Consider the following 25,643-nt stretch of genomic DNA (forward strand, 5'->3'; position numbering starts at 1 on the left):
TCATGACTGCACCTGTTCTCGGAAAGTCCTATGACCGACCGGCGGGCCTGGACCTGCCGCGTGCGCCGCGGGGCCGCTCGTCCAACAACTTCGAGAAGTACGCGTGGCTGTTCATGCGCTTCTCCGGCCTGCTGCTGATCTTCCTGGTCATCGGCCACATGTTCATCATGCTGATGATCGACGGCGGCGTGAACCGGCTGAACTTCGCCTTCGTCGCGGGCCGCTGGGCCTCGCCGTTCTGGCAGTTCTGGGACCTGGCCATGCTCTGGCTGGCGCAGCTGCACGGCGGCAACGGCATGCGCACCATCATCGATGACTACGCGCGCAAGGACTCCACCCGCTTCTGGCTCAAGGCCGCCCTGGTCGTCTCGATGATCCTGGTCATGGGCGTGGGCACCTACGTCATCTTCACCTTCGACCCCAACATCAGTTAGGAACAGGCCACCTCGCATGAGTGAAGCAAGCAACGTGACAGGTGACTCCCGCCCTGTTCAGGAGCATCGCTACGACGTCGTGATCGTCGGCGCCGGTGGCGCCGGTATGCGCGCGGCGATCGAGGCCGGTCCCCGGGCCCGGACCGCCGTACTGACCAAGCTCTACCCGACCCGCAGCCACACCGGCGCGGCGCAGGGTGGCATGTGCGCCGCACTGGCCAACGTCGAAGAGGACAACTGGGAGTGGCACACCTTCGACACCGTCAAGGGTGGTGACTACCTGGTCGACCAGGACGCCGCGGAGATCATGGCCAAGGAGGCCATCGATGCGGTGATGGACCTGGAGAAGATGGGCCTGCCGTTCAACCGGACGCCCGAGGGCAAGATCGACCAGCGTCGCTTCGGCGGGCACACCCGCGACCACGGCAAGGCGCCGGTGCGCCGCGCCTGCTATGCCGCCGACCGCACCGGCCACATGATCCTGCAGACGCTGTACCAGAACTGCGTCAAGCACGACGTGGAGTTCTACAACGAGTTCTACGTGCTGGACCTGGTGATGACCGAGACCGACCGGGGTCCGGTCGCCACCGGTGTCGTCGCCTACGAGCTGGCCACCGGCGAACTGCACGTCTTCCACGCCAAGTCGATCGTGTTCGCCACCGGCGGCTCCGGCCGGATGTACAAGACCACCTCGAACGCACACACCCTCACCGGTGACGGCATGGCCATCGTGTTCCGCAAGGGCCTGCCGCTCGAGGACATGGAATTCCACCAGTTCCACCCGACGGGCCTGGCCGGACTCGGCATCCTCATCTCCGAGGCGGTCCGCGGCGAGGGCGGCATCCTGCGCAACGCCGACGGCGAGCGGTTCATGGAGCGCTACGCCCCCACCATCAAGGACCTCGCGCCGCGTGACATCGTCGCCCGCTCGATGGTCCAGGAGGTCCGGGAGGGCCGCGGCGCCGGTCCGAACAAGGACTACGTGCTCATCGACGTGACCCACCTCGGCGAGGACGTGCTCGAGGAGAAGCTGCCCGACATCACCGAGTTCTCCCGCACCTACCTGGGTGTCGACCCGGTGCAGGAGCCGGTGCCGGTCATGCCGACCTGCCACTACGTGATGGGCGGTATCCCCACCCGGATCCGCGGTGAGGTGCTGCGCAACAACTCCGATATCGTGCCCGGCCTGTACGCCGCCGGTGAGTGCGCCTGCGTCTCGGTGCACGGCGCCAACCGCCTCGGCACCAACTCGCTGCTGGACATCAACGTGTTCGGCCGCCGGGCCGGTATCGCGGCCGCCGAATACGCGCAGCGCGCCGAATTCGTCGAGATGCCGGAACAGCCCGCGCAGATGGTGCAGGACTGGCTGGCGCTGATCCTGTCCGACCACGGCAACGAGCGCGTGGCCGATATCCGCACCGAGCTGCAGGTCGCGATGGACGACAAGGCCGGCGTGTACCGCACCGAGGACAGCCTCAAGGACATGCTGACCGACATCCACGCGCTCAAGGAGCGGTACTCGCGGATCACGGTGCAGGACAAGGGCCGCCGGTACAACAGCGATCTGCTGGAGGCCGTCGAGCTCGGCTTCCTGCTGGAGCTCGCCGAGGTCACCGTGGCCGGCGCGCTCAACCGCAAGGAGTCCCGCGGCGGACACGCCCGCGAGGACTACCCGAACCGCGACGACGTCAACTACATGCGGCACACCATGGCCTACAAGACCGGGCCGGAGCTCGACTCCGATATCCGGCTCGACTACAAGCCGGTGGTGCAGACCCGCTACGAGCCGATGGAGCGTAAGTACTGATGACTGCTGTTGCCGAGACTCCGCAGAAGCCGGCTCCGGTGCCCGACGGCTCCGTGATGGTCGACGTGAAGGTGGCCCGGTTCAATCCGGAGAACGGTGAGGGCGCCTACTGGGACACCTTCCAGGTCCCGGTGCTGCCCACCGACCGCTTCCTGAACGTGCTGATCTACATCAAGTCCTACCTGGACGGCACGCTCACCTTCCGGCGTTCCTGCGCACACGGTGTGTGCGGTTCCGACGCCATGCGGATCAACGGGGTCAACCGGCTGGCCTGCAAGGTGCTGATGAAGGACATGCTGCCGAAGAGCGGCAAGACCCTCACCATGACCGTCGAGCCGATCCGCGGCCTGCCCGTGGAGAAGGACCTCGTCGTCGACATGGAACCGTTCTTCGACGCGTTCCGCGCGGTGAAGCCGTACCTGATCACCTCGGGGAACGAGCCGACCCGGGAACGGATCCAGAGCCAGGCCGACCGCGCCCGGTTCGACGACACCACCAAGTGCATCCTGTGTGCCTGCTGCACCACATCGTGCCCGGTGTACTGGAACGACGGCAGCTACTTCGGCCCGGCCGCGATCGTGAACGCGCATCGCTTCATCTTCGACAGCCGTGACGAGGGCGCCCGCGAACGCCTGGACATCCTCAACGACGTCGACGGGGTGTGGCGCTGCCGCACCACCTTCAACTGCACCGACGCCTGCCCCCGTGGCATCGAGGTCACCAAGGCCATCCAGGAGGTCAAGCGGGCCCTGCTGTTCACCCGCTGATCTGCCCGCACAACGCGAAGGCCGCCGCCCGGACTCCGGGTGGCGGCCTTCGCCGTATCGCCACCGGCTCGGCCGCTCCGGCGGCCGGCCTGTCAACCGGTGAACTCACCGGCGACGGACCAGGATTCGCCGGCTATCACCAGATGGTCCAGGAAGCGCAGGCCGACGGTGTGCGCGGCTTCGGCGAGCAGTGCGGTGGCGCGGTGGTCGTCGATACTCGGGGTGGGATCGCCGGAGGGGTGGTTGTGGACGACGGCGAAAGCCCGGCCGTCGTGCCGCAGAACCGTGTTCAGGATTTCCCGCAGTGGCACCGGGACGTGGTCGATCGCGCCTTCGGCGACGAAGGCCCGGTGTCGCAGCCGGTGCTGCGTATCGCAGATCAGCACGAGCAGTCGCTCCACCCGGACCCCGGCGAACAGCGGGGCCGCTGCGGCAGCGATATCGCCGGGCCGGTGCAGGCGCGGTGCGGCATCGACCGCGGCCCGGGCGCGGGCCGCCAGCTGGAAGGCGGCCACTACCGCCGCCGCCTTGGCCGGTCCTACCCCGGCCCAGCCGGCCAGCTCCTCCGGACGGGCGGTGGCCAGGCCCGCGGTGCCGCCGTAGCGGACGAGGAGCACACCCGCCAGTTCTAGCGCGGATTCGCCGCGGCGCCCCTGGCCGAGCAGCAGGGCGAGCAACTCGGCATCGCTGAGCGCCTGGGCGCCCAGCGCCAGCAACCGCTCCCGGGGGCGCTGCATGACCGGCAGATCGGCGATCGGAATCGACATCGGTACCCACCTCCGGTGGCTCGGTGACGCCGCCGATCATCCCAGCGACCACCGACAGATACGCCGGGGTCCGGACTCAGTCCGAGTCGTGGCCGGCGGAGAACACCGAATCCGCCATCAACCGCTCCAGGTTGCGAAGCTGCCGCTCGTGGACGACGATGCGGCGCAATGCCTCGGTCACGGTGGTTCTGCTGTCGCCGGTACCCAGAATGTCCGCCGCGGCGGCCAACAGCTGCTGGTCGAGATCTATCTGCACGGTCCGCACGTGGCCTCCAATCCGTGGGCGCCGACACCGGTGGCGGCGCCTTCGTACAATCGCATTCTTGCGTCCGGGCCCGGCCCGTGTCCTGGGAATTCGCGGCGCCGTTACCGGAACCCGACGTTCGCAGATTCGCACACCCGGCGGTTCTTCGCAGCGATTCCGCCGGTTGCCGGATGATCGCCACCGATGAGTCGTACCGGAATATTCCGGGTCCGGCGGGTGGAAACACCGCGGCTGCCGCGGGGCAAGTGGGCAGATTGCCCAGTTGCGCGCCGTGCTGTTGTCGCTCGGGGCCGACGGTGCCAGCCTGGCAATATGTTCACCGAGGCGCAGCTGTACTCGCCGGTGACCCGGGACCACGAGGGCGAGGTGACCGTCCATCTGGGTGACGATCACCCGGGGGTGAACGACCCGGACTACCGGGCCCGCCGCAATGCCATCGCGGCGCTGGCCCTGGACCATCGGCCGGGCGGGCCGATCCCGCAGATCGACTACACCGCCGACGAACAACAGGTGTGGCGGATCGTGTCGGCGGAGCTGGCCCGCAAGCACGAGAAGTACGCCTGCCGGGAGGTGCTCGACGGCGCCGCGCGGCTCCGGCTGCCCCGGGACCACATCCCCCAGCTCGACGAGGTCACCGCGGCGCTACATCCGCTGAGCGGGTTCTCCTACGTCCCGGCGGCCGGCCTCGTACCGCTGCGGGAGTTCTTCGGCTCGTTCGCCGAGCGGAAGTTCCACTCCACCCAGTACATCCGGCATCATTCGGCCCCGCTGTACACCCCGGAACCGGACGCCATCCACGAGATCATCGGGCATGCCAATCAATTGGCCGCCCCGAGGTTCGCCGCCCTGTACGAGATCGTGGGCGCGGCGGTGGCCCGGCTGCAGACACCGGAGGCGCTGAAGTTCCTGGCGGATGTGTTCTGGTTCTCGCTGGAATTCGGCGTGGTCCGCGAAGGCGCTGCGGGCGAGCGGGAAGTCCGGTGCTACGGCGCGGGCCTGCTCTCCTCGTTCGGTGAACTGGACGAATTCCGGTCCGCCGAACTGCGCTCCCTGGATATCGCCGAAATGGGCACCCTGGCCTACGACATCACCCGCTATCAGCCGGTGCTCTACTGCGCAGACTCGGTCGCCGAACTGGAGGACGTGGTGGGCGGCTTCTTCGCCGAAATGGACGACGACACGCCGGCCCGGCTCACCGCCCGCTCCTGAAACGGTCGAGCACCGGCGCCGCAGGGCCGGCAGCGGGCCGGCGCCGCAGGGCCGAACTCCAGCACCTCGAAGGCGGATGCTTCGCCGAAATGAACGCCGGACCCTGCCCGGTCGGCCACCTCCTGGAAACGGTCAGCGGCGGCGCCGCAGCATCAGCAGCAGGGCCGACAGCGCACCGGCGCCGAACCAGGCGGCACCCGCGACCGGGGACTGCGTGTACTGCACCACCCGCGGCCGGATCACCACCCCTTCGGCCGGCCGCACCGCATGATCGTGCACCCGGTTGTCCCGGGCGGTAGCGGCCCAGGCGGTCGCGAAGAGCAGGATCCGGTAGGTGATGTAGATGAACACGAGCAGGCCGATCACCGAACCGAACGCCGCGCCCGCAGGGCTCTTCAGCACCGTCTCCAGATAGACCGACCCGAAGTACTTGAAGATCTCGAAGGCGATCGCCGCCAGCAGCGCCGCCTTCGCGGCACTGCGCAAGGTCACCGATCGACGCGGCAACCGGGCGATGATCCAGACGAACACCGCCCAGGAGGCGAGTAGCGCGAGGGCGGTGGACAACGTCACCAGCACCAGCTGGGCACCGGGCACATCGTCGAGTCCGACCGCCTTCAAGGCCTGACGCGCGGGCCGCTCGGAACGCACCGCGGACAAACCGATCGACACCAGGAACGCCAGCCCGAGGCCGGCCAGGGCGCCCAGGTCACCGATCTTGGTCTTCAGGAAACTCCGCTTCGGCGCGTCCGCCTCCCACTGCTCGGTGAGCGCCCACCGCAGATTGTTCATCCAGCCCAGACCGGTGTAGAGGCCGGTGGCCAGGCCGAGCAGCCCGACCGCGCCACGCGAGTTGACCGCCTTGTCGATCAACTCGTTGAGCTGGTCGCCCAGGTCACCGCTGACGCTGTCGCGGACCCGGTCCTGAAGATCGGCGAGCACATCCGGTTGTCCGGCGAGCACGAAACCGGCGATCGAGAACGCCACCATCAGCAGCGGAAACAACGACAGCACGGTGAAATACGTGATGCCCGCAGCGTAGAAGTCACCCCGCTGTTCCTGATACCGGTTGCCGGCCCGGATCAGATGATCCAACCACGGACGACTACGAACCTGTTCCCCGGCCGTGGCCGAGATCTTGTCGAGCACCTGCACCGCCGAACCTTTCCGAACACGCCGGGCGCACCTCGATCAGCGGGCCAGGAAGCCCACCCGCTCGTACACCTGGGCAAGGGTCTTGCCGGCGATCTCGCGAGCCCGGTCCGCGCCCGAAGCGAGAATCCGGTCGAGTTCGCCCTGATCCGACAGGTACTCTTGCACCTTTTTCTGCAGGGGCGTGACAAATTCGACCAGCGCGTCGGCCACATCGGCCTTCAGATCGCCGTAACCCTTACCCGCGAAATCGCGTTCCAGCGTCACGATCGGCGTGCCGCTCAGCGCGCTCAGGATCACCAGCAGGTTGCTCACCCCTGGCTTGGCATCGGGGTCGTAGCGGATCTCGCGTTCGGTGTCGGTGACCGCCGAACGCACCCGCTTCGCGGTGATCTTGGGGTCGTCGAGCAGGTTGATCAGGCCGGCGTCGGTGGTGGCCGACTTGCTCATCTTGGCGGTCGGGTCCTGCAGGTCATAGATCTTGGCGGTGCCCTTCACGATATGGGCCTCGGGCACCACGAAGGTCTTCTTGTAGCGGGCGTTGAACCGCTGTGCCAGATTCCGGGTCAGCTCGAGATGCTGGCGCTGGTCCTCGCCGACCGGCACCTGATGCGGGCGATACAGCAGGATGTCGGCGGCCATCAGCACCGGGTAGGTGAACAGGCCGACGGTCGCGTTGTCCGCACCCTGTTTGACCGACTTGTCCTTGAACTGGGTCATCCGGCTCGCCTCACCGAACCCGGTCAGGCAGCTGAGCACCCAGGCGAGCTCGGCGTGCTCGGGCACCTGACTCTGCACGAACAGCGTCGACCGTTCCGGGTCGATGCCCAGCGCCAGCAGCTGCGCGGCGGCCGTCTTGGTGCGGGTCCGCAGCTGTTTGGGGTCCTGGGCGACCGTGATCGCATGCATATCCGGGATGAAGTACAGCGCCTCGTAGTCGTCCTGCATGGTCACCCAGTACTGCAATGCCCCCAGGTAGTTACCGAGGTGGAACGAATCGCTGGTGGGCTGGATCCCCGACAGCACGCGCTGTTTGCGCTTGGCGGCCGGTGTGGCAGGGCTGGACATGTCCCGATCTTCCCATGACCGGACAAGGCGATTTCGCCGGGTACTCAGGCCACCAGCGGCACTACGTCCAGCGGTCCCGCCTCGCCCTGCAGGACCACCCGGAACGCCACCTCGCGGCGGGCCCAGTAGTCCGCGCAGTCGGTCATCGCGTCCCGGAACCAGGTGCGTTCGGCGAGCTGATCGGCCAGCAACTGGGCCGCGTCGCGCACCACGGCGACGTAGCCGGGGCCGTCGCCGACGAAGTCGTCCAGATCGCGCAGGCACTCGTCGAAGGAGTCCTTGTTCGGCGCGAAGTAGTACGGGAACTGGAACGCAGCGGCGAACTCGTCGAACAGGCTCGCGACCGACCGCATCCGGCTGCCCCGCAGCTCACGCACCCGATACTCGGCGGGCGCGTCGTAACGCACCGCACCGAACTGGGCGGCGTCGACCGACAGCGCACCCAGCACCGGGTGCACTGCCCCGGCGACGGCGGCGACACCGTCCGGTTCCGCCACCGGACGGGCGAGGAACTCGGACAACGGCATCGGCTCCGGCATCAGCGCATCCTCGTGAAGGTTTCGTAGTGATCACCGGTATACCAGGCGGAACCGTCGGAACCGGTGACGATCCGCTCCGCGTCGCGGGATCGACCCGGCTGCTTCGGATTCACATCCCACTCCTGGTAGGTCACCCGCGCGCCGTCGTCACCCCGATCGGGCAGGTTGCCCTCCCGGTTCATGAAGCGCTGCCCGCCCTTGGTGCCCGGCGCGTCCGCCGACTCCGGCCAGCGCCCCGCATCGATCTCGGCGAGCGTGTCGTACGCGCGATCGGGAACCCCCGGCGCCCGCGGCTGCGTGGTCTCCGGGATCGAGGTGGCCCCCGATGCCGGGGCCGCCGGCTCCGCCGCAGTCGCCGGCACGGTCGCCGACGTGGCCGAACCCGCCACCTCGCTCACCGCACCGTCATCCGTCCCGGTCAGCAGGGTCACCAGGACGGCCACCACGAGGGCGAACACTGCACCGAGGGCACTCAGGGTCTTCTTCGAGAGATTCATCGGTAGTGCACGGTATTCGCCGCCGGTCCGATCGGGCTACCCGAGGACGGTGGCCGGGGTTCAGCAGGACTGGAAGTATCGCTCCAGCCGGGGCGGGACGCCGTCGGCGCTCGCCTCCGACCAGCACATATCGTGCGGGAACCCGACATAGGTGGTCCACCCTTCCGGCGTGTTCCGGACGATGCGCTGATTGTCGCCCGGGAGATCCCAGTTGATCACCGCCCACGTTCCGTCGCATTCGGTGACCCGGCCCGAGGCACTCTGCAGCCGGGCATCGACACCGAGTTCGTATTCGATGCTGTCGACCGCGCACCCCGGCGGCAGGCCCGGCTCCTGGAAGCGCAGGTTGCCGGAGACCGTCTGTCCGGGTTCGGTCACGAAAAGGTTGTGCATCCCCGCGGGAACCGGGGAGGTGTTCTCGGGGGCATCCATCCCGAAGTAGAAACAGCCGACGGGCACCGCGATGGTGGCAGTACCGTCGGCGCCGGTGACGCCCTCGTACCTGGCGGCGGTGTGCGTCGTGCCGACCGGAATGTTGTGGGTCGCCGGGTCACACGGCTTCATATGATCCAAGTACACGGGGATACCCGGAACCGGGTTGCCCGACAGGGTCTGCGTCCGTAGTACCGCCTCGGCGACCGGTGGATCGGGCTCGGCCGCCGGGCGGTCCGGTTCGGCGGCCGGTCGGTCCGGTTCGGCCGCGGGCGGATCGGGCGCCGGGGTGGGCTCAGTGGTGGATGGTTCCGCCGAGGGTGGATCCGCGGGCGGCCGTTCCGGCGTGGTGGGTGATGTCGAAATGACGGCGCTCGAGCTCGCCGGAGCCGAGGTGCTTTCCGCATCGATCGGCGCCGGCTCTTCACCCCCGCACGCCGCCGCGACGGCCGCCACCGCCGTGACCGCGACGAGCGTCCGGGTCAGCTTGCGCACCAGCATGTTCGAATCCTCCTGAGGGTCGGTCGACACTCGATGATCGCATCGCTTCGCGGAATGGTTAACGATGCAACCTGATCTGCCTTCACCCTCCTGGATCGAGCGCCCGCGCGCGGACCCGGCGCCGAGCCCGGTGCGGCCCGGCGCCGGGGACAGCTCAACGCTGCTCGGGCAGCACGTGCACACCCGCCTGATCGGTGGACAGCGCCAGCGAGCTGATGTACTGGATCTCCCCTTCAGGCCCCGGAACCGCGGAGGCGATCATGTCCGGCCGCTCGAAGTCCATCCCGGTGACGGCGCACGGCAGGGTGTCACCGGACGGGTTGCCGTGCTCGTCGAACATCGGCAGTTCGATGCCGTCGTCGGTGCGCCGCAGGTAGTACTTGCCCTTGGTCGCAACGGCGGTCACAGGGGTCACCACGAAGGCGATCACCACGGCGACCAGCGGCGAGTACGGCTTCAGCAGGTCGCCGAAGACGCCGAAGAAGGTCATGATCGACAGCACCGCCGAGAGCCCGAAACCGGCCAGGCCCACCGGGTTGAAGTCGTACAGCATGCCGCGCCGGAACTCGGGCACCTTCGGCGAGATCTTCAGCAGGTACTTGTTCACCGCGATATCCGTGGCGACGGTGACGATCCAGGCGATCGCGCAGTTGGCGTAGAAGCCGAGGATGCTGTCCAGGAACTCGAACATATTGGCTTCCATCAGCACCAGGGCAATGGCCAGATTGATGCCGAGGAAGACGATCCGGCCCGGATAACGCTTGGTGACCCGGGTGTAGGAGTTGGTCCAGGCCAGCGAACCGGAATAGGCGTTGGTCACGTTGATCTTGATCTGGCTGATCACCACCAGCACCACGGCCAGGGTCATGGCCAACCAGCCCGGCACCATATCGCGGTAGATTTCCAGGAACTGATGCACCGGCTGATTGGCGATACCTTGCGCGGCAGGAAGATTCGCAATCAAGTAGACCGCCAGAAACAGCCCGACCGCCTGCTTGAGCGCACCGAAGAGGACCCAGCCCGGGCCGCCCAGCAGCATCCAGGTCCACCACTTGCGGGAATTCTCCGGGGTCCGCGGCGGCATGAACCGCAGATAGTCGATCTGCTCGGCGATCTGCGCGATCAGCGACAGGCACACACCGGCGGCCAGCAGGGTGCCGGACACGCTGATCCCGGAGCCGTCCGCGCCACCGTAGGCGAAGAACTCACCGATCGAATCGGGGTGCCGGAACACCAGGAAGGCGAACGGCGCCACCATCAGCAACAGCCACAGCGGGGTGGTCCACACCTGCAGTTTGGCGAGCGTGTTCATGCCGTAGAGCACCAGCGGAAAGATGATCACGGTCGAGGCGAGATAACCCAGCCACAACGGGATACCCAGGCCCAGTTCCAGGCCCTGGGCCATGATCGACCCTTCCAGCGCGAAGAAGATGAAGGTGAAGGAGGCGAACACGATATTGGTGATCACCGAACCGTAGTAGCCGAAGCCGCTACCGCGGGTGATCAGGTCCAGATCGATGTTGTACCGGGCGGCGTAATAGGCCAGCGGGAAGCCGGTCAGCATCACCACCACGGCGAAGATGGCGATTCCGAGCAGGGCGTTGCCGGTGCCGTAGGAGATGCCGATATTGGCGCCGATGGCGAAATCGGCCAGGTATGCGATACCGCCGAGCGCCGAGACGCCGACGACTGCCGGACTCCATTTCCGGTAGCTACGCGGCGCGAAGCGCAGCGTGTAGTCCTCCAGGGTTTCCTTCGCGGCGGCGATTCCGTCGGAATTCGCCGCCCTGGTATCGACTTCGGTCACGTGTGTACTCCTCGTCAGCTGTCGGGAATCGGCAGCCATACGAAGGTCGTGCACAGTTGTTCACACGTAATGTCCGGTTCATTACGCCGTTGTAACGGCGCCACCTGGGCGTGTGAGGAGTCTCACTACACCCCGGTCGAGGGTGTGCGGGAACGGTCACACGGCACGCAGCCGGTTGCGGCTGGCGTAGATGTGCTCGGCGATGAGGGTGGCGATCCGGTCCGGTGCCTCCAGCATCGGAACGTGGCCGACTCCGTGCACCAGGATCCGGTCGGCGGATTCCGGGAGTTCACGCAGGTAGCGCCGGGCGTAGACCCGGTTGGGGATCACCCGGTCGTACTCGGCGAGCAGCAACCGCACCGGAGTGGCCAGATCGGCCAGGTCGTCGTGGACGGGCGCGCGCAGACTGCCGAGCAGGGTGGCCGCCTTGGCCCGGCAACCCAGGAGCGCCTGCGTCATGGCCCGCGTCTCCCAGCGCGGCACCCGGCCGGGACGCCGGGCCAGCGGGTACATCGCGAGTCGCTGCACCACCGGGTTGTCCGCCAGCCCGAGCCGCCGCCCGAGCTCGGCGAACGGGAGCAGCGCCGCGAACTTCAACCCGATCCGCAGCTGGGTCACCGACGGCGCATCCCAGCCGCCCGCCGGAGCGATGGCGGTCAGGGTACGGGCCCGGCCGCGCCGGGCCAGTTCGAAGCCGACCCAGCCGCCGAGCGAGTTACCGGCGATATGACAGGTTCGCCAGCCGAGTTCGTCGAGCTGATTCTCGATATCGTCGGCGAGTGCATACACGTCGGTGGTGATGTCGTCGAGTGGCCGGCCGCCCCAGTGCCCGGGGAAGGCCGGTGCGTAGACCTCGCAGTTTCCGGCGAGGCGCCGCCCGACCTGCTCCCAGCAGTGCGGGGAGAGCATGAAGCCGTGCAGCAACAGCACCGGCGCACCGGAACCGAGGTGCAGGGCCGGGGTCGGCTCGGGGCGACCCGTGGGCCGGGCGGGCATGGACGTCGGTGAAGGCATTCGTCATCACCCTTCCTGGACGACAGTGTCCGGGACGGCATTGCTGACCTGCCAGTCTATCCCCGAGCGGGGTCCCGGGAGTGCCGGTTGTCACAGTTCGATGCCGTGCCGCTGCGCCACCGGCCGCTCGGTACGGTCGGGGGGTGGCAGCAATCATCACAACGGTGAACGTGAACGGGGTCCGGGCGGCCTCGGGTAAAGGCATGCTCGAATGGCTGGCCGGGACCGAGGCCGACATCATCTGCCTGCAGGAGACCCGCGCCACCGATGCGCAGACCGAGGCCGCCCTGGCGCCCGCCCTGTCGGCCGGCTGGGTGCTGTCCCATGCCGAACCGTCGTCGAAGGGCCGGGCCGGGGTGGGCATTCTGTCCCGCCGGGCACCGGACGCGGTGCGGATCGGCTTCGGCGACCCCGAATTCGCCGCCACCGGCCGCTATCTCGAGGCCGAGTTCGGCGACCTGACCGTGGCCAGCGTGTACGTGCACACCGGTGAGGCAGACACCCCCAAACAGGACGAGAAGGTCCGCTTCCTCACCGGCCTGCGCACCCATCTGAACAACCGCACGGACAACTTCGTCATCGCCGGCGACTGGAACATCGCCCACACCGAGCGCGATCTCAAGAATTGGAAGGCCAACCGGAAGAAGTCCGGCTTCCTCCCCGAGGAACGTGCCTGGATCGACGACCTGCTCGCCGCCGGATACGTCGACGTCGTCCGGTCCCTGCACCCGGAAGGCGACGGCCCCTACAGCTGGTGGTCCTACCGCGGCCGCGCCTTCGACAACGACGCCGGCTGGCGCATCGACGCGCTGTACGCCACCGAAGGCATCGCACAATACGCGGAGTCGGCCCGCGTCGAGCGCGCCGCGACGTATGCGGAACGCTGGTCCGACCATGCCCCGGTCACAGTGGGCTTCAGCCGGGTTCCGAGCAGCGGTGACGACCGGGCAGAACGCGAGCTCGTCCACGCGCGGTAACCGCCGGCCGACGAACCGACCGATCCGGCGGGTGGATCGGTAACGAATCAGCTGCAAACAGATCTCGACGAGAGGAGTAGACCGGTGGTTTTCGACTTCATCGACGGCGTCATGGGTGCACTTCAGGACCTGATCGACTGGCTTTTCTGACCTGCATCCACGGGTCGAAACCCGGTACCGGGTCATCCGGCGGTAGTGACGCCGGATGACCCCCTACCGGCACGAGCAGCCGCCCAGACCGTCCCGGTGAACAAAACCAGTCCGATCGTGGCCAGGCCCGCGCCTACCAGGGCCGGCGCGGTGTAACCCAGCCCCGCGGCGATGACGAGGCCACCGAGCCATGCGCCGAGGGCGTTGGCGACGTTCAATGCTGCGTGGTTGAGCGCCGCGGCCAGGGTCTGGGCGTCCGATGCCACATCCATCAGCCGGGTCTGCAGGGCCGGCACCAGCGCGGCGCCGGTGGTGCCGACCAGGAAGGCGCCGACGGCAGCGGACAGCGGGTGCTGTGCGGCGAGGGTGAAGCCGGCCAGCACCACCACCATCACGATCAGGCCGCCGAAGATCGACCGGTCCACTCCGCGGTCGGCGAGCACTCCGCCGACGATATTTCCGGCCACCATGCCCAGCCCGAACAGCATCAGCACCAGGGGCACGGCGCCGGCGGACATCCCGGCGACATCGGTGAGGGTGGTGGCGATGTAGGTGTAGACGGCGAACATGCCGCCGAAACCGACCGCCGCAACGGCGAGGGTGAGCAGCACCTGCGGCCGGCGCAGGGCGCCGAGTTCGGTGCGCGGGTCGGTGGGGCGGAATCCGGACAGTTCCGGGACGAATCGCAGCAACGCGGCGATCGTCGCGAGGCCGATCAGGGCGACCACCACGAAGGCGTCCCGCCAGCCGAGTGTCTGACCGAGCCAGGTGGCTGAGGGAACGCCGACGACGTTGGCGGCGCTCAATCCCAGCATAACCGCAGCAACCGCCTTGGCGCGCTGCCCGGCCGGAGCCAGCGAGGCCGCAGCCAGCGAGGCGACACCGAAATAGGCACCGTGCGGCAGACCGGAGACGAACCGCGCCGCCACCAGCAAACCGAAGGTCGGGGCCAGCACCGTGGCGGTGTTGCCGACGGTGAAGGCCACCATCAGCAGCACCAGCAGCTTCTTGCGGGCCATCCGGGCACAGAGCGCCGCGATCACCGGGGCGCCGACCACCACACCGAGCGCGTAGGCCGACACCGCATGCCCGGCCGTCGGCTCGGACACCCGGAACGCGGCCGCGATATCCGGCAGCAACCCCATGGTGACGAACTCGGTGGTACCGATCCCGAACCCACCTAGCGCCAGCGCCAGCATGGCCGGCACATGCCAGCCGGTCCGTGGCACGGCGTCGGTACGGTCGGTGTTCACCGGAGGCGCGGAAGTCACGTCTCAGTTCAACAAGGCCATGCTGCGGTTCGCTCCTCGACAGCACGTGAGTTCCGCCACCCGGCCACCCGGCCCCGGGCCCGCATCCCGAAACGACAACGGTCGTCGCAGCACCCTCGATCGAGGGCGTTGCGACGACCGTACAACCGGAAACGGGCCGCAGATGTGGCGGCGGAACCGGCTCGTTATCGCAGCGCGCGGGCCAGGTTCACATCCAGCGCACCGAGGAACTCTTCGGTGGTCAGGTAGCCCTGGTCGCCGCCGACGAGCAGCGCGAGGTCCTTGGTCATCTGGCCGCCCTCGACGGTCTTGATCACCACATCCTCGAGGGTCTGCGCGAAGTTGATCACCTCGGGGGTGTTGTCCAGCTTGCCGCGATGCTCGAGACCACGGGTCCAGGCGAAGATCGAGGCGATCGGGTTGGTCGAGGTCGGCTTGCCCTGCTGATGCTGCCGGTAGTGCCGGGTGACCGTGCCGTGCGCGGCCTCGGCCTCACAGGTCCGGCCGTCCGGAGTGAGCAGCACCGAGGTCATCAGGCCGAGCGAACCGAAGCCCTGGGCGACGGTATCGGACTGCACGTCGCCGTCGTAGTTCTTGCAGGCCCACACGTAACCGCCCTCCCACTTCATGGAGGAGGCGACCATATCGTCGATGAGGCGGTGCTCGTAGGTCAGCCCGGCCGCGTCGAACTCGGCCTTGAACTCGGCGTCGAACACCTCCTGGAAGGTGTCCTTGAACATGCCATCGTAGGCCTTCAAGATGGTGTTCTTCGTCGACATGTACACGGGGTAGTTCTGCTGCAGGCCGTAGTTGAACGAGGCCCGCGCGAAGTCCTCGATGGACTTCTTGAAGTTGTACATGCCCATCACGACGCCGCCGTCCTCGGGCATCTTCACGACCTCGTGGACGATCGGCTCGCTGCCGTCCTCCGGGGTGAAGGTGAGGGTGACGGTGCCGCCCTGGAAGACCTTGAAGTCGGTGGCCCGGTACTGGTCGCCGAAGGCGTGCCGGCCGATGATGATCGGCTTGGTCCAGCCCGGTACCAGCCGGGGCACGTTGGAGATGATGATCGGGGCGCGGAAGATGGTGCCGCCGAGAATGTTACGGATGGTGCCGTTGGGCGACCGCCACATCTTCTTGAGGCCGAACTCCTTGACGCGGGCCTCGTCGGGGGTGATGGTGGCACATTTCACACCGACGCCATGCTTCTTGATCGCATTCGCCGCGTCGACGGTGACCTGGTCGTCTGTCTTGTCCCGGTACTCGATCCCGAGGTCGTAGTACTCGAGGTTCAGGTCGAGGTACGGGTGGATCAGCTTGTCCTTGATGAACTGCCAGATGATCCGGGTCATCTCATCACCGTCGAGTTCGACGACGGTGCCTTCAACCTTGATCTTGGACATGGATCTTCGTGTCCTCCTAGGATGGTGCCCTCATTGCACGGCCAGGTGAACACGCTTGTGAGCGGACCCCAGCTGTTCAACAGACAACGTATATGCCCCGCGTTGTTTGCGAGACGTGTGGTGCAAACAAGACAAGCGTACTGCTGTCGGCATCCTCACCGCTCGGGGAGGGCCCACTGTGCGGACCCTGGCCGGGAGACGAACAGCCGGTGCTGCCGACGTGACAGGAAACACTTCCGAGGCCCCAGCTTACCGACCGGCACCGACGGCGAACATCGGCAACCGATACCCACCGCGCATAACCGGCGACACGCACACCACCACGCTCCCCGCCCGGTACCGGGCCGCGGCGGCCCACCCGGGAATCGGACCGAAATTTCCGCACGGACGCCATCGACAGTTAACATGTCGAATCAGGTCATGAGTGCCAGCGCCAAGCCCCGGCTCGCTGGCCGGCAACCCTCCTGTGCGGTGGGGTGCTCCGGGTGATGACCGGGCTCTCGAGAGTCGAGAGCAAGCGCGCAGTTCAGGAGGTATCCGATGACCGACTGGTCCTTCGAAACCAAGCAGATCCATGCCGGGCAGGCACCCGAGGACGGTACCGGCGCCCGCGCCCTACCGATCTACCAGACCACTTCCTACGCCTTCCGCGACACCGACCATGCCGCCGCGCTGTTCGGGCTCGCCGAACCGGGCAATATCTACACCCGGATCATGAACCCCACCCAGGACGTGGTGGAGCAGCGCATCGCCGCGCTCGAGGGCGGGGTCGCCGCCCTGCTGCTGGCCTCCGGGCAGTCCGCGGAGACCTTCGCGATCCTCAACCTGGCCGGCGCCGGGGATCACATCGTGGCCAGCCCGCATCTGTACGGCGGCACCTTCAACCTGTTCCGCTACACGCTGCCGCGGCTCGGCATCGAGGTCACCTTCGTCGAGGACCCGGACGACCTGGACCAGTGGCGGGCCGCCGTCCGGCCGAACACCAAGGCGTTCTACGGCGAGACGATCGCCAACCCGAGCAGCGCGGTCCTGGACATCCCGGGCATCGCCGAGGTCGCGCACACCGCCGGGGTCCCGCTGATCGTGGACAACACCGTGCCGACCCCGTACCTGGTCCGGCCGCTGGCGCACGGCGCCGACATCGTGGTGCACTCGGCGACCAAATACCTGGGTGGGCACGGTACGGCGGTGGCCGGTGTGCTCGTCGACGGCGGCACCTTCGACTGGACCGGACGCGACGCCGACGGCGCCCCGCGGTTCCCCGGCTTCACCGAGCCCGACCCCAGCTACCACGGCGTGGTGTACGCCGACCTCGGTGCCCCGGCGTTCGCGCTGAAGGCCCGGGTGCAGCTGCTGCGCGATCTGGGCGCCGCGGTGGCCCCGTTCAACGCCTTCCTGATCGCGCAGGGCCTGGAGACGCTGAGCCTGCGGATGGAACGGCATGTCGCCAACGCCGAGGACGTTGCGAGGTTCCTCACCGAACAGCCTGCTGTCAGCGCCGTCCACTACGCGGGACTGCCCGGTTCACCCTGGTACGAACGTGCCCGGCAGCTGGCCCCGAAGGGTGCCGGCGCGGTCGTCTCGTTCGAGCTGCGCGGCGGCCTGGAGGCCGGTAAGAAGTTCGTCGACGCATTAACCCTGCACAGCCATGTCGCTAACATCGGTGACGTGCGTTCCCTCGTGATCCATCCGGCGTCCACGACGCATGCGCAGCTGACGCCGGAGGAACAGCTGGCCGCCGGCGTCACTCCCGGCCTGGTCCGGCTCGCCGTGGGCATCGAGGGCATCGACGACATCCGCGCCGATCTCGAGGCCGGGTTCGCGGCGGCCGGATCGGCTGCCGACGACACGGCGGTTGCGACGTGACTGTGAGTACCGAATCGCCGAGCTGCCCGTCCGGCGTCGCGCTGCTGCCGCCGGGCGACGGGCAGCTCGGCACAGTCGCGGTCGGGGATATCGCGCTGGAGAACGGCGCGGTGGTCCCCGATGTGGAGCTGGCCGTGCAGCGCTGGGGTGAACCGTCGGCCGCGCTCGACAATGTGGTGCTGATCGAACACGCTCTGACCGGCGATTCCCACGTCATCGGCGGCCCCGGTACCGCGCCGGGCTGGTGGGAAGGCATGGTCGGGCCGGGCGCCCCGATCGACACCGACGAATGGTGCGTGATCGCCACCAACGTGCTCGGCGGCTGCCGCGGCAGTACCGGACCGGGCGCACCGGCACCGGACGGGGCGCCCTGGGGTGCCCGCTTCCCCGGGATCTCGATCCGCGACCAGGTGACGGCCGAGGCGGCACTGCTGGACCGGCTCGGCATCGAGCGGGTGGCCGCCGTCGCCGGTGGCTCGATGGGCGGCATGCGGGTGCTGGAATGGATGATCGGCTACCCGGACCGGGTCGGCGCCGCACTGGTGCTGGCGGTCGGCGCCCGGGCCACCGCGGACCAGATCGGCACCCAGACCACCCAGATGGCCGTGATCCAGGCCGACCCCGACTGGCAGGGCGGTAACTATCACGGCACCGGCCGGGCCCCGACGACCGGGATGGGACTGGCCCGGCGGATCGCCCATCTGGCCTATCGCACCGAAGGCGAACTCGACCACCGGTTCGAGAATCACCCGCAGGGCGACGAGGATCCGTGGACGGGCGGGCGCTATGCGGTGCAGAGCTACCTCGAGCACCAGGCCGACAAGCTGTGCAAACGCTTCGACCCGGCCACCTACGTCCTGCTCAGCGAGGCGATGAACCGGCACGATGTCGGCCGCGGCCGCGGCGGGATCGCCGCCGCGCTGGCCAGCACTCCGGTGCCGTGCGTGGTCGGCGGCGTCGACTCCGATCGGCTCTATCCGCTGCACACCCAGGCCGAACTGGCCGAGGGGCTGCCCGGTTGTTCCGGGCTGGAGATCGTGCACTCGCGGGACGGCCACGACGGGTTCCTCACCGAGGCCGCCGCGGTCGGCAAGCTGCTGACCGAGACCATGCGGCTGGCCCGTTCGGCCGTCAAACGCTGAGCGTAGCGGCCAGGAATACGATCGAGCTGCCGAGCACGGTCAGCGCCGCCACATCGAAGGGCTTGCTGCGCACGGCCAGCAGACCGGCCTCCACGGTCGGCAGCGACAGCCGGAAGGCCGCCCCGACCAGTGCCGCGCTGCCGAAGATGATCGCGCCGCGGCGCCACCGATCCCAGGCGACGAAGCCGACCGCGATGCCGATCAGCACCGCCACCACGATCATCGGCAGATGCCCACGCAGAACCTTCGACCGGGGCGCCTCCTCGGGCTCCCGGTGCCGCGCCTCGGCCATCGTCACCTCGCTCATGCCCCGTCCCACTCATGTCGGCGTCTCACTCGTGTCCGTCCGCTCACCACGGCCGGAACAGCGCCCCGATTCTCGCAGACTCCCGGCGACCGCGGTGGCCCGGCGTGACAGGATGGGCGGCTGTGCTTCATCTGATGTTCCACGAGCCGGTGATTCCACCGAATACCGGCAATGCCATCCGGCTGGCCGCGGGCACCGGCTGCACGCTGCACCTGATCGAACCGCTCGGCTTCGATCTGTCCGAACCGAAGCTGCGCCGCGCCGGGCTGGACTACCACGACCTGGCGGTGGTGCGCGTGCACCCCGATCTCGAAACGGCCTGGTCGGCCATCGAACCGGAGCGGGTGTTCGCCTTCACGACGGCGGCCACCACCCGCTACACGGATATCGCCTACCGGGACGGTGATGTGCTGCTGTTCGGCACCGAACCGACCGGACTGCCCGACCCGGTACTGGCCGATCCGCACATCACCGAGACGGTCCGGATCCCGATGCTGCCCGGCCGCCGGTCGATGAACCTGTCCAACGCGGCGGCGGTCACGGTGTACGAGGCGTGGCGCCAGCTCGGTTTCCCCGGCGGGGAGTAGCGGAGCAGTTCAGCCCAGCACCAGGCGCGGCTCGGGCAGGTACGTCCGCGCATGCGACCGGACCGTGCTCCACATGGCCATGCCCACGGCCGGGGTGTTCTCGGCGATGTGCAGCTGCCGGGCGCTCAGGTCCACTACGGCCGGCACCACCACGGCGCCGAAATTCATCGGGCGGTTGGTCACTGCCGGTAGTGCGGCCGGCTGGACGCGCTCGGACACCAGCGCGGCGACCCCCATCGCACCGCCCTTCACACCGAACATGCTGCGCTTGCGCAGGGTCTTGGCGAACTCGGAGACCTGCCGCGGATAGTCCGTCACCGCGGCCGGTGAGATCTCGTCGAGCACCGCGACGCAGACGGTCAGTTCGATCGGGTTCAGGGCCAGTTCGACGGCGGAGTTGACGCCGATCAGGCTGGGCAGCGGGCCGATATTGCGGTGCGACAACTGCATCCGGCCCATCACCAAGTGATGCGTCACCGCCGCCAGATAGGCCTGCACTCGGGGACCGCCGGGCAGGCTCGGCGGCTGCGGCGCGACCGGCGGCATCGGCTGTGCTGCCGGCGGCGGATGTGCCGGCCCCGGATGGGGGCGCGGTGCATGCGGATGCTGCGGAGCACCGTACGGCCCGGGTGGCGGCGGCCCGGGTGGCGGCGGCCCGGCCGGATGCCCGGGCCGGGGCGGGTACGCCGGACGCGGGTGGGCAGGACCCCGCGGGTGGGCAGGACCCCATGGCCCCGGTGCGGTCATCGTGCTGCACTCCTCCCGTGCGATATCCGCCCCGGACCATACCCGGACGGTCACCGGGCTGCCACGGCGGCCACACCGGCCGTGTCACGACCGCAGGCGTACCCGAATTCCTTTACCACACAACGGTATAACCGGAAAATATCCTTCCTGCGGCGGCTCAGTCGTCGACCTCGAACCGCTTGAACCGGGAGGTGGCACCGCCGGTGAGCCGTACCGCCGACCTGGCCACCCCGAAGTGCTGCGCCAGCAGTTCGACCGCGGCCTTGTTGGCTTTGCCCTCGACCGCCGGAGCGCGCACATAGAGGGTCAGGGCGCCGTCGGCGCCTTCCTCCACCAGCGGGCCCTTACGGCTGTTCGGTTTGATCGTCGCCCGAACGGTCGGCACCGCCACCTCCTGCCTCGGTCTTGCGCCGGCCACGCCGCAGCACCCGCACCACCGCCCAACCGACGGCGCCGATCACCGCGAAGAAACCGAGCCAGGGAATCGCCTTGCCGGTGAACACCACCGCATCACCCAGCCAGTCGACCAGGCCGCGCCAACCGGCGACGATTCCACCCCAGAAGCTGTCGTCGTCGCCGGATTTCGGTGCATCGGTGGTGATGGCGATGGTGAGCGTGGACAACGCCACCTGGTCGTCGAGCCGGCGCTGCTGGGCGGTCAGGCTGTCCAGTTCGCCCTGCCGGTCCGAGAGGGCCTCCTCGGCGGCGATCAGATCGGCCGTGCTGGTGGCGTCGGCGATCAGGGCCCGCAGCCGTTCCACCGAAGTACGCAGGGCCCGGATCCGGGCGTCGAGGTCCTCCCACTGCATGGTCACATCGCCGCGGTTCACGCTGATCCGGGTCACCGTGCCGATCTCGTCGAGGCCATCGATGAAACCGTCGGTCTCGGTGGCCGGCACCCGGACGATCAGCTGGGCGCTGGGCAGGGAGTCCTCGTCGTCGGTGCCGGGCTGCTCGGTACGGCTGTCGATCCGGCCGTCCAGCTCGGCCACCCGGCCGGCCACCTCGTCGGCGGCCGCGATCGGATCATCGGAGTCGAGATCCACCGATCCGGTGATCACGAGTTTGCGTTCGGTACCGGGCTCACCCGGCATCGGGGCCTGCTCACGCAATCCGGGCGAGGGCGACATCATCGCCGTCTCCGGGGCCAGATCGGCCACCGCCGAATCGGCGCTCTCATCGGAGGAATCGGCGCCGCATCCGGCGAGCAGCGCGAACCCGAACAGAACGAGGAGCGCAGGCGCAAGTTTCCGCATCACCGGAGAGTAACCGCCGCCGCCCGGCCGCGTCGAGCATCGCGGCCCGGGGACGCCCGACGCCTCGCGGGGCGAGTTACGGGCGTTGCCCGGGTGTTCGGAGTAGCGTCGAATGCCCTGGGTGACAGGCAGCCGGCACGGCACGGACAGGGGAACGATGCGGCAGTGAGTATCGGGCAGAGCGGCCAACCGAATCCCGGCTCGGCGCATGCGCTGCGCCGGCGGGGGTTCCTGCTCGCCGCACTCGGCGCGTTCGGGTCGCTGGCCACCGGGCGGGCGGCCGCCGATCTGATCCCGCTGCCGCCCCCGCCGCTGCCGCTGCCACCGTTGCCACCGCCCTCGATCACCCCGCTGAACTATCGGTCACCACCGCTCGAACCGTTCGTCGACACCCTGCCGATCCCGGAGACCCGGCCCGCGGCCGGGCGGCTGGTCGCGACGTCCGGGCGGCATCGCTACCACCGCGATCTGCCGGAAACCCGGACCTGGGGTTATTCGCGGCCGATCCTCGGGCCGACCCTGGAGGCGCATCGGGATCGGCCCACCCGGATCACCTTCCGGAACGAACTGGGTCCGCATGTGCTGGCCCCGCATGTCGACACCGGCATGCACGGCACCACCGACCTGGACCGCACCGACCCCCGGATGGTCGTTCATCTGCACGGTGCGCCCAACCCACCGGACGCCGACGGGCATCCGATGATCACCTGGCGCAACGGCGGCGAGACCACCAATTCCTACACCAACCGGCACGAGGCGGCCACGTTCTGGTACCACGATCACGCCATGGGGATCACCCGGCTCAACATCCAGGCCGGACTCGCCGGGATGTACTACCTGCGCGACGAATTCGACACCGGCACGCCGGACAATCCGCTGGGACTGCCGACCGGCGAATTCGAGATCCCGTTGATCATGCAGGACCGCACCTTCGAGCCGGACGGCAGCCTGCAGCCGATGGTCGGCATCTACATTGCCGAGGGGTACAACCAAGCCAGCCAGTTCGGCGATGTGGCGTGCGTCAACGGGGTCGCCTGGCCGCGACTCGAGGTCCGGCGCACCCTGTACCGGTTCCGGGTGCTGCAGGCCGCCAACTCCCGGGCCTGCACCTACGAGTTCGCCGACGGGATGCCGTTCTGGGTGATCGGCAACGATCTCGGCCTGCTCGATGCGCCGGTGCAAACCACGGCGGTCCGGCTGAGCCCGGGCGAGCGGGCCGACCTGCTGGTCGATTTCGGCGGACTTCCGGACGGGCATCGAGTGGAATTGATCAACACCGAGCTGAACGACTTCGGCAACACCGTCTTCATGGCCACCGAACTCACCCGGATCATGTTGTTCACGGTGTCCGGCGACGGCCCAGCAGCCACGGTACCGGCACGGTTACGCGGCGGTACCGGCCGGCCCGCGCCCCTGCCACCGCTCGCCGCACCGGAACGCACCCGGCCGGTACTGATGCTCGGCCTCGGCGACACCGAACGGCCGCCGATCGCCTCGACGGTGATGGCGCTGAACAACCTGCCGTTCCGCAGCCCGGATATCGATGTGGCCCGGGCCGGCACGGTGGAACAGTGGGACATCGTGAACGCGACGCCGTTCGACCATCCCGTGCACCTGCATCTGGCCAGAATGCGCCTGATCGGCCGGCAACCGATCCTCACCTCGGCCTATTGGATCGCGAACCTGCCCGCGCCACCGTGGGGAGTGCGCTGGAGCCCGCCGGCGGACGCGTTCGCGATGGGTGCGCAGCAGCCACCCGCCCCGTGGGAATCGGGCTGGAAGGACACGATCTTCTGCCCCACCGACACCATCACCCGGGTCCTGGTCTACTGGCCCTCGGTCGCCGACCTGGGTTTCGACCCGGACACCCCGTTGCAGGTTCCCGAGGGCGCGGCCTACACCGCGCTGCCCGGCGGCGGCGAACTCCGGGGCTACGTCTGGCACTGCCACAACCTCGATCACGAAGACCACGACATGATGCAAAGGATCCGGGTCACCGGTTGACTCCGCACGCAGCCTCGGCTTCGGGCCGACGGTCGGTGTGGGCGCACCCTCTGGAGCCCCGCCGCCGTCGGCTACGCACTCCAGCCGAGGAACTCGTTCATCTCGTTCACACCGGTTGCAGTGCCGACCCGGCGTGCCTGCTTCTTGCGGCCCGGCCGGGGAAGCGGCTCCGGGATATTGCGCCCTTGTTGTCCGTCGCGGGTCTTCGCCCAGAACAACAGTCGCAGACAGTCGACGGCATCGGCCAGCAGGTATTCGGTGAGGTCCCACCCCCGGTGCTCGGGGAACCGCTCCCGGTGGAACGCCGAATCGGTCGGCAGGTAGCGGACGATGACCGCCAACTCCCGCCATGTGAGATGAACCGTTCCCAGGTCGTCCAGCCGCAGGCCCATCTTGATCAGCTCGTATTCGATCGGCCCACCGTAATTTTCGAGCAGATCATCGAGGGCGCGTAACGTGGCGATGTTGATTCTGGAGTAGTCGCACCATGCAGACAGAACGTCTATGAACCTATCCTGATCGAGGTCGTCGAGAAGTGCCATCCCGGCCGCCGAGGTATTGGCTTCGATCAGGGTGAACGCGGCGTCTTCGTCCGACCGGTGCCGCAGATCTCGAACTACGGCAGGGGAAAGATGGGCCAGGGAAGGCCATTCGAAATCGATATCATTGATTCTGAACGTGAACGTTTCTGCACCGTCGGTGCCCAATGCTGTGGACATCAGTCGCATTCCTTCTCGAACGAGTCCCGGCCGGAGGTGTCCGGCCGGACTCACGTGTTCTACTGTATGAATCTCAGCCGCGGGGACGCCCGGAATTCGCTGCGCAGGCTCGAATATCCCTGTGCACGACGTTACTTGCGCGATCCAGCACCCTCGATCGCGCCATGAACATCGCGGGCCTGTTTCCCGTGGGATAAATTCGGCCGCTATATTCCGTAATCCTCAGGTCGACCCGAACCTCGTAACCCTGCTCCTCCCATTCGGACCACCTTTTCGCCATCGCCTTCATGGCGTCCTGCCGGGAGTGTTCGCTGCTCCAATAACGCATATTCTACCTCGATTTTCACATGAGAAAGGCCCGGCCGGAACATCCCCTGGCCGAGCCTTCGGTGTCTTCAGTTGCAGTCTTGTCAGCCCGGTCAGGATGGCCGAAGCGCCTCGATGGACTCTTCCAGTTCAGCCGGCCGGATCCTCCAGCGATCGGGATCGTTGAATTCGAATTCGACATCGATTGCCATCGTCGACCGTTTGATCTGGAGCCGACACGCCAGCCACCGGGGATCACCGCCCGACGCCATTGCGTCTTGTAGCGCGACCATTGCGTCCATCAGGCTCGTGTTAGCCGGCGTTTCGGCCCGCCACCCACCTTCTTTGAGGTAGATGTATCCGAAAACGGAAATCGTGGCATCGATTTCATAGACCAGGGTCAGCGACTCCCAGTTGTTGTCCTGATACCGGTCGTCGAGGACGATCAGCTCGCCGATCGTGGTGAGTAGTTCACTTGCAGTTGCAGAGTCGAAAGAAGGTGATTTCATATCTTCGGCTTCCTGTATTGTTGTATTGAGAGGAACTCAACGGTCGCGAGCACATGAGGCGCTGGAATAATATAGCTTGAACTCAGGCCCCGGTCGAGTGCAGTTTGACCGGGGCCGCTGCCGCCGCCAAATATCGGCAA

Annotated in this window: 26 protein-coding genes and 1 riboswitch; of the genes, 9 read left to right on the plus strand and 17 right to left on the minus strand. The window is 67.8% G+C overall.

Annotation, left to right across the window (positions count from 1 at the left end; all coding sequences use genetic code 11):
* Positions 1-2: 2 nt before the first annotated feature.
* The 3 genes from AC1HFH_RS22700 to AC1HFH_RS22710 are packed head-to-tail and all read left to right on the plus strand — an operon-like array spanning position 3 to position 3,008.
* On the plus strand, positions 3-434 hold the full coding sequence (locus AC1HFH_RS22700) for a succinate dehydrogenase hydrophobic membrane anchor subunit (RefSeq protein WP_480244806.1): 432 nt from the start codon (positions 3-5) through the stop codon (positions 432-434).
* A gap of 16 nt (positions 435-450) precedes the next feature.
* Positions 451-2,241, plus strand: a complete 1,791-nt coding sequence (gene sdhA / locus AC1HFH_RS22705; RefSeq protein WP_480244807.1) for a succinate dehydrogenase flavoprotein subunit — start codon at positions 451-453, stop codon at positions 2,239-2,241.
* Positions 2,241-3,008 carry a succinate dehydrogenase iron-sulfur subunit gene (locus AC1HFH_RS22710; protein WP_480244808.1) on the plus strand — a complete coding sequence of 256 codons (768 nt, stop codon included), beginning with the start codon at positions 2,241-2,243 and terminating at the stop codon, positions 3,006-3,008. The genes sdhA and AC1HFH_RS22710 overlap by 1 nt, the downstream gene beginning before the upstream one ends.
* Positions 3,009-3,100: 92 nt before the next feature.
* On the opposite strand, the gene AC1HFH_RS22715 is transcribed toward AC1HFH_RS22710, so the two are convergent.
* Positions 3,101-3,775: a JAB domain-containing protein gene (locus tag AC1HFH_RS22715; protein ID WP_480244809.1), complete on the minus strand. Its 675-nt coding sequence runs from the start codon at positions 3,773-3,775 to the stop codon at positions 3,101-3,103.
* A gap of 76 nt (positions 3,776-3,851) precedes the next feature.
* Entirely contained in the window at positions 3,852-4,040 is a 189-nt protein-coding gene (locus AC1HFH_RS22720; protein ID WP_480244810.1) for a type II toxin-antitoxin system VapB family antitoxin, read from the minus strand.
* Between the two features lie 312 nt (positions 4,041-4,352).
* On the opposite strand from AC1HFH_RS22720, the gene AC1HFH_RS22725 reads away from it, so the two are divergent.
* Positions 4,353-5,249, plus strand: coding sequence for a phenylalanine 4-monooxygenase (locus AC1HFH_RS22725; RefSeq protein ID WP_480244811.1), 897 nt, complete (start codon positions 4,353-4,355; stop codon positions 5,247-5,249).
* Positions 5,250-5,381: 132 nt separating this feature from the next.
* Here AC1HFH_RS22725 and yhjD read toward each other — a convergent pair whose 3' ends face one another.
* The 7 genes from yhjD to AC1HFH_RS22760 form a co-directional block, all read right to left on the minus strand.
* Positions 5,382-6,404 (minus strand): inner membrane protein YhjD, encoded by a 1,023-nt coding sequence (yhjD, locus tag AC1HFH_RS22730; RefSeq protein ID WP_480244812.1) that lies wholly within the window; start codon positions 6,402-6,404, stop codon positions 5,382-5,384.
* A gap of 36 nt (positions 6,405-6,440) precedes the next feature.
* Positions 6,441-7,469, minus strand: coding sequence for a tryptophan--tRNA ligase (gene trpS, locus AC1HFH_RS22735; protein WP_480244813.1), 1,029 nt, complete (start codon positions 7,467-7,469; stop codon positions 6,441-6,443).
* A 44-nt stretch (positions 7,470-7,513) separates the two neighbouring features.
* Positions 7,514-8,008 (minus strand): barstar family protein, encoded by a 495-nt coding sequence (locus tag AC1HFH_RS22740; RefSeq protein ID WP_480244814.1) that lies wholly within the window; start codon positions 8,006-8,008, stop codon positions 7,514-7,516.
* Positions 8,008-8,505: a guanyl-specific ribonuclease gene (locus AC1HFH_RS22745; RefSeq protein WP_480244815.1), complete on the minus strand. Its 498-nt coding sequence runs from the start codon at positions 8,503-8,505 to the stop codon at positions 8,008-8,010. Before AC1HFH_RS22745 ends, AC1HFH_RS22740 begins: the two co-directional genes overlap by 1 nt.
* Positions 8,506-8,565: 60 nt before the next feature.
* Entirely contained in the window at positions 8,566-9,438 is an 873-nt protein-coding gene (locus AC1HFH_RS22750; RefSeq protein ID WP_480244816.1) for a hypothetical protein, read from the minus strand.
* A 154-nt stretch (positions 9,439-9,592) separates the two neighbouring features.
* Complete coding sequence (locus tag AC1HFH_RS22755; protein ID WP_480244817.1) at positions 9,593-11,284, minus strand: purine-cytosine permease family protein; 1,692 nt, start codon at positions 11,282-11,284, stop codon at positions 9,593-9,595.
* 117 nt (positions 11,285-11,401) lie between these two features.
* Entirely contained in the window at positions 11,402-12,259 is an 858-nt protein-coding gene (locus AC1HFH_RS22760) for an alpha/beta fold hydrolase (protein ID WP_480244818.1), read from the minus strand.
* A gap of 203 nt (positions 12,260-12,462) precedes the next feature.
* Between AC1HFH_RS22760 and AC1HFH_RS22765 the strand changes: the two genes are divergently transcribed.
* Positions 12,463-13,236: an exodeoxyribonuclease III gene (locus tag AC1HFH_RS22765; protein ID WP_480247949.1), complete on the plus strand. Its 774-nt coding sequence runs from the start codon at positions 12,463-12,465 to the stop codon at positions 13,234-13,236.
* A gap of 182 nt (positions 13,237-13,418) precedes the next feature.
* On the opposite strand, the gene AC1HFH_RS22770 is transcribed toward AC1HFH_RS22765, so the two are convergent.
* Positions 13,419-14,585, minus strand: coding sequence for an MFS transporter (locus tag AC1HFH_RS22770; RefSeq protein WP_480247950.1), 1,167 nt, complete (start codon positions 14,583-14,585; stop codon positions 13,419-13,421).
* A 257-nt stretch (positions 14,586-14,842) separates the two neighbouring features.
* Positions 14,843-16,060 (minus strand): NADP-dependent isocitrate dehydrogenase, encoded by a 1,218-nt coding sequence (locus AC1HFH_RS22775; RefSeq protein ID WP_480244819.1) that lies wholly within the window; start codon positions 16,058-16,060, stop codon positions 14,843-14,845.
* A 416-nt stretch (positions 16,061-16,476) separates the two neighbouring features.
* Positions 16,477-16,586: riboswitch (SAM riboswitch) on the plus strand.
* A 14-nt stretch (positions 16,587-16,600) separates the two neighbouring features.
* Between AC1HFH_RS22775 and AC1HFH_RS22780 the strand changes: the two genes are divergently transcribed.
* Both AC1HFH_RS22780 and metX read left to right on the plus strand, forming a co-directional pair.
* Positions 16,601-17,926, plus strand: coding sequence for a bifunctional o-acetylhomoserine/o-acetylserine sulfhydrylase (locus AC1HFH_RS22780; RefSeq protein ID WP_480244820.1), 1,326 nt, complete (start codon positions 16,601-16,603; stop codon positions 17,924-17,926).
* Positions 17,923-19,068, plus strand: coding sequence for a homoserine O-acetyltransferase MetX (gene metX, locus AC1HFH_RS22785; RefSeq protein WP_480244821.1), 1,146 nt, complete (start codon positions 17,923-17,925; stop codon positions 19,066-19,068). Before AC1HFH_RS22780 ends, metX begins: the two co-directional genes overlap by 4 nt.
* Here the strand turns inward: metX and AC1HFH_RS22790 are convergent.
* Positions 19,058-19,360, minus strand: a complete 303-nt coding sequence (locus AC1HFH_RS22790; RefSeq protein ID WP_480247951.1) for a DUF3017 domain-containing protein — start codon at positions 19,358-19,360, stop codon at positions 19,058-19,060. The two genes, metX and AC1HFH_RS22790, sit on opposite strands and share 11 nt — an antisense overlap.
* Positions 19,361-19,497: 137 nt before the next feature.
* Here AC1HFH_RS22790 and AC1HFH_RS22795 point away from each other — a divergent pair, with 137 nt between their 5' ends.
* Positions 19,498-19,962: a tRNA (cytidine(34)-2'-O)-methyltransferase gene (locus tag AC1HFH_RS22795; RefSeq protein ID WP_480244822.1), complete on the plus strand. Its 465-nt coding sequence runs from the start codon at positions 19,498-19,500 to the stop codon at positions 19,960-19,962.
* Between the two features lie 9 nt (positions 19,963-19,971).
* On the opposite strand, the gene AC1HFH_RS22800 is transcribed toward AC1HFH_RS22795, so the two are convergent.
* The 3 genes from AC1HFH_RS22800 to AC1HFH_RS22810 form a co-directional block, all read right to left on the minus strand.
* A complete protein-coding gene (locus tag AC1HFH_RS22800; protein WP_480244823.1) occupies positions 19,972-20,508 on the minus strand; it encodes a hypothetical protein in 537 nt (178 codons plus the stop codon).
* A gap of 358 nt (positions 20,509-20,866) precedes the next feature.
* Positions 20,867-21,094: a DUF167 domain-containing protein gene (locus AC1HFH_RS22805; protein WP_480244824.1), complete on the minus strand. Its 228-nt coding sequence runs from the start codon at positions 21,092-21,094 to the stop codon at positions 20,867-20,869.
* Complete coding sequence (locus AC1HFH_RS22810; protein WP_480244825.1) at positions 21,054-21,965, minus strand: DUF4349 domain-containing protein; 912 nt, start codon at positions 21,963-21,965, stop codon at positions 21,054-21,056. The genes AC1HFH_RS22805 and AC1HFH_RS22810 overlap by 41 nt, the downstream gene beginning before the upstream one ends.
* Before the next feature lie 165 nt (positions 21,966-22,130).
* Here AC1HFH_RS22810 and AC1HFH_RS22815 point away from each other — a divergent pair, with 165 nt between their 5' ends.
* Positions 22,131-23,969, plus strand: coding sequence for a multicopper oxidase family protein (locus AC1HFH_RS22815; RefSeq protein WP_480244826.1), 1,839 nt, complete (start codon positions 22,131-22,133; stop codon positions 23,967-23,969).
* A gap of 71 nt (positions 23,970-24,040) precedes the next feature.
* On the opposite strand, the gene AC1HFH_RS22820 is transcribed toward AC1HFH_RS22815, so the two are convergent.
* Complete coding sequence (locus tag AC1HFH_RS22820) at positions 24,041-24,676, minus strand: DUF5361 domain-containing protein (protein WP_480244827.1); 636 nt, start codon at positions 24,674-24,676, stop codon at positions 24,041-24,043.
* Positions 24,677-25,107: 431 nt separating this feature from the next.
* Positions 25,108-25,503, minus strand: coding sequence for a hypothetical protein (locus AC1HFH_RS22825; RefSeq protein WP_480244828.1), 396 nt, complete (start codon positions 25,501-25,503; stop codon positions 25,108-25,110).
* Between the last annotated feature and the right edge of the window lie 140 nt (positions 25,504-25,643).

The organism is Nocardia sp. KT25-26, from assembly GCF_056627695.1.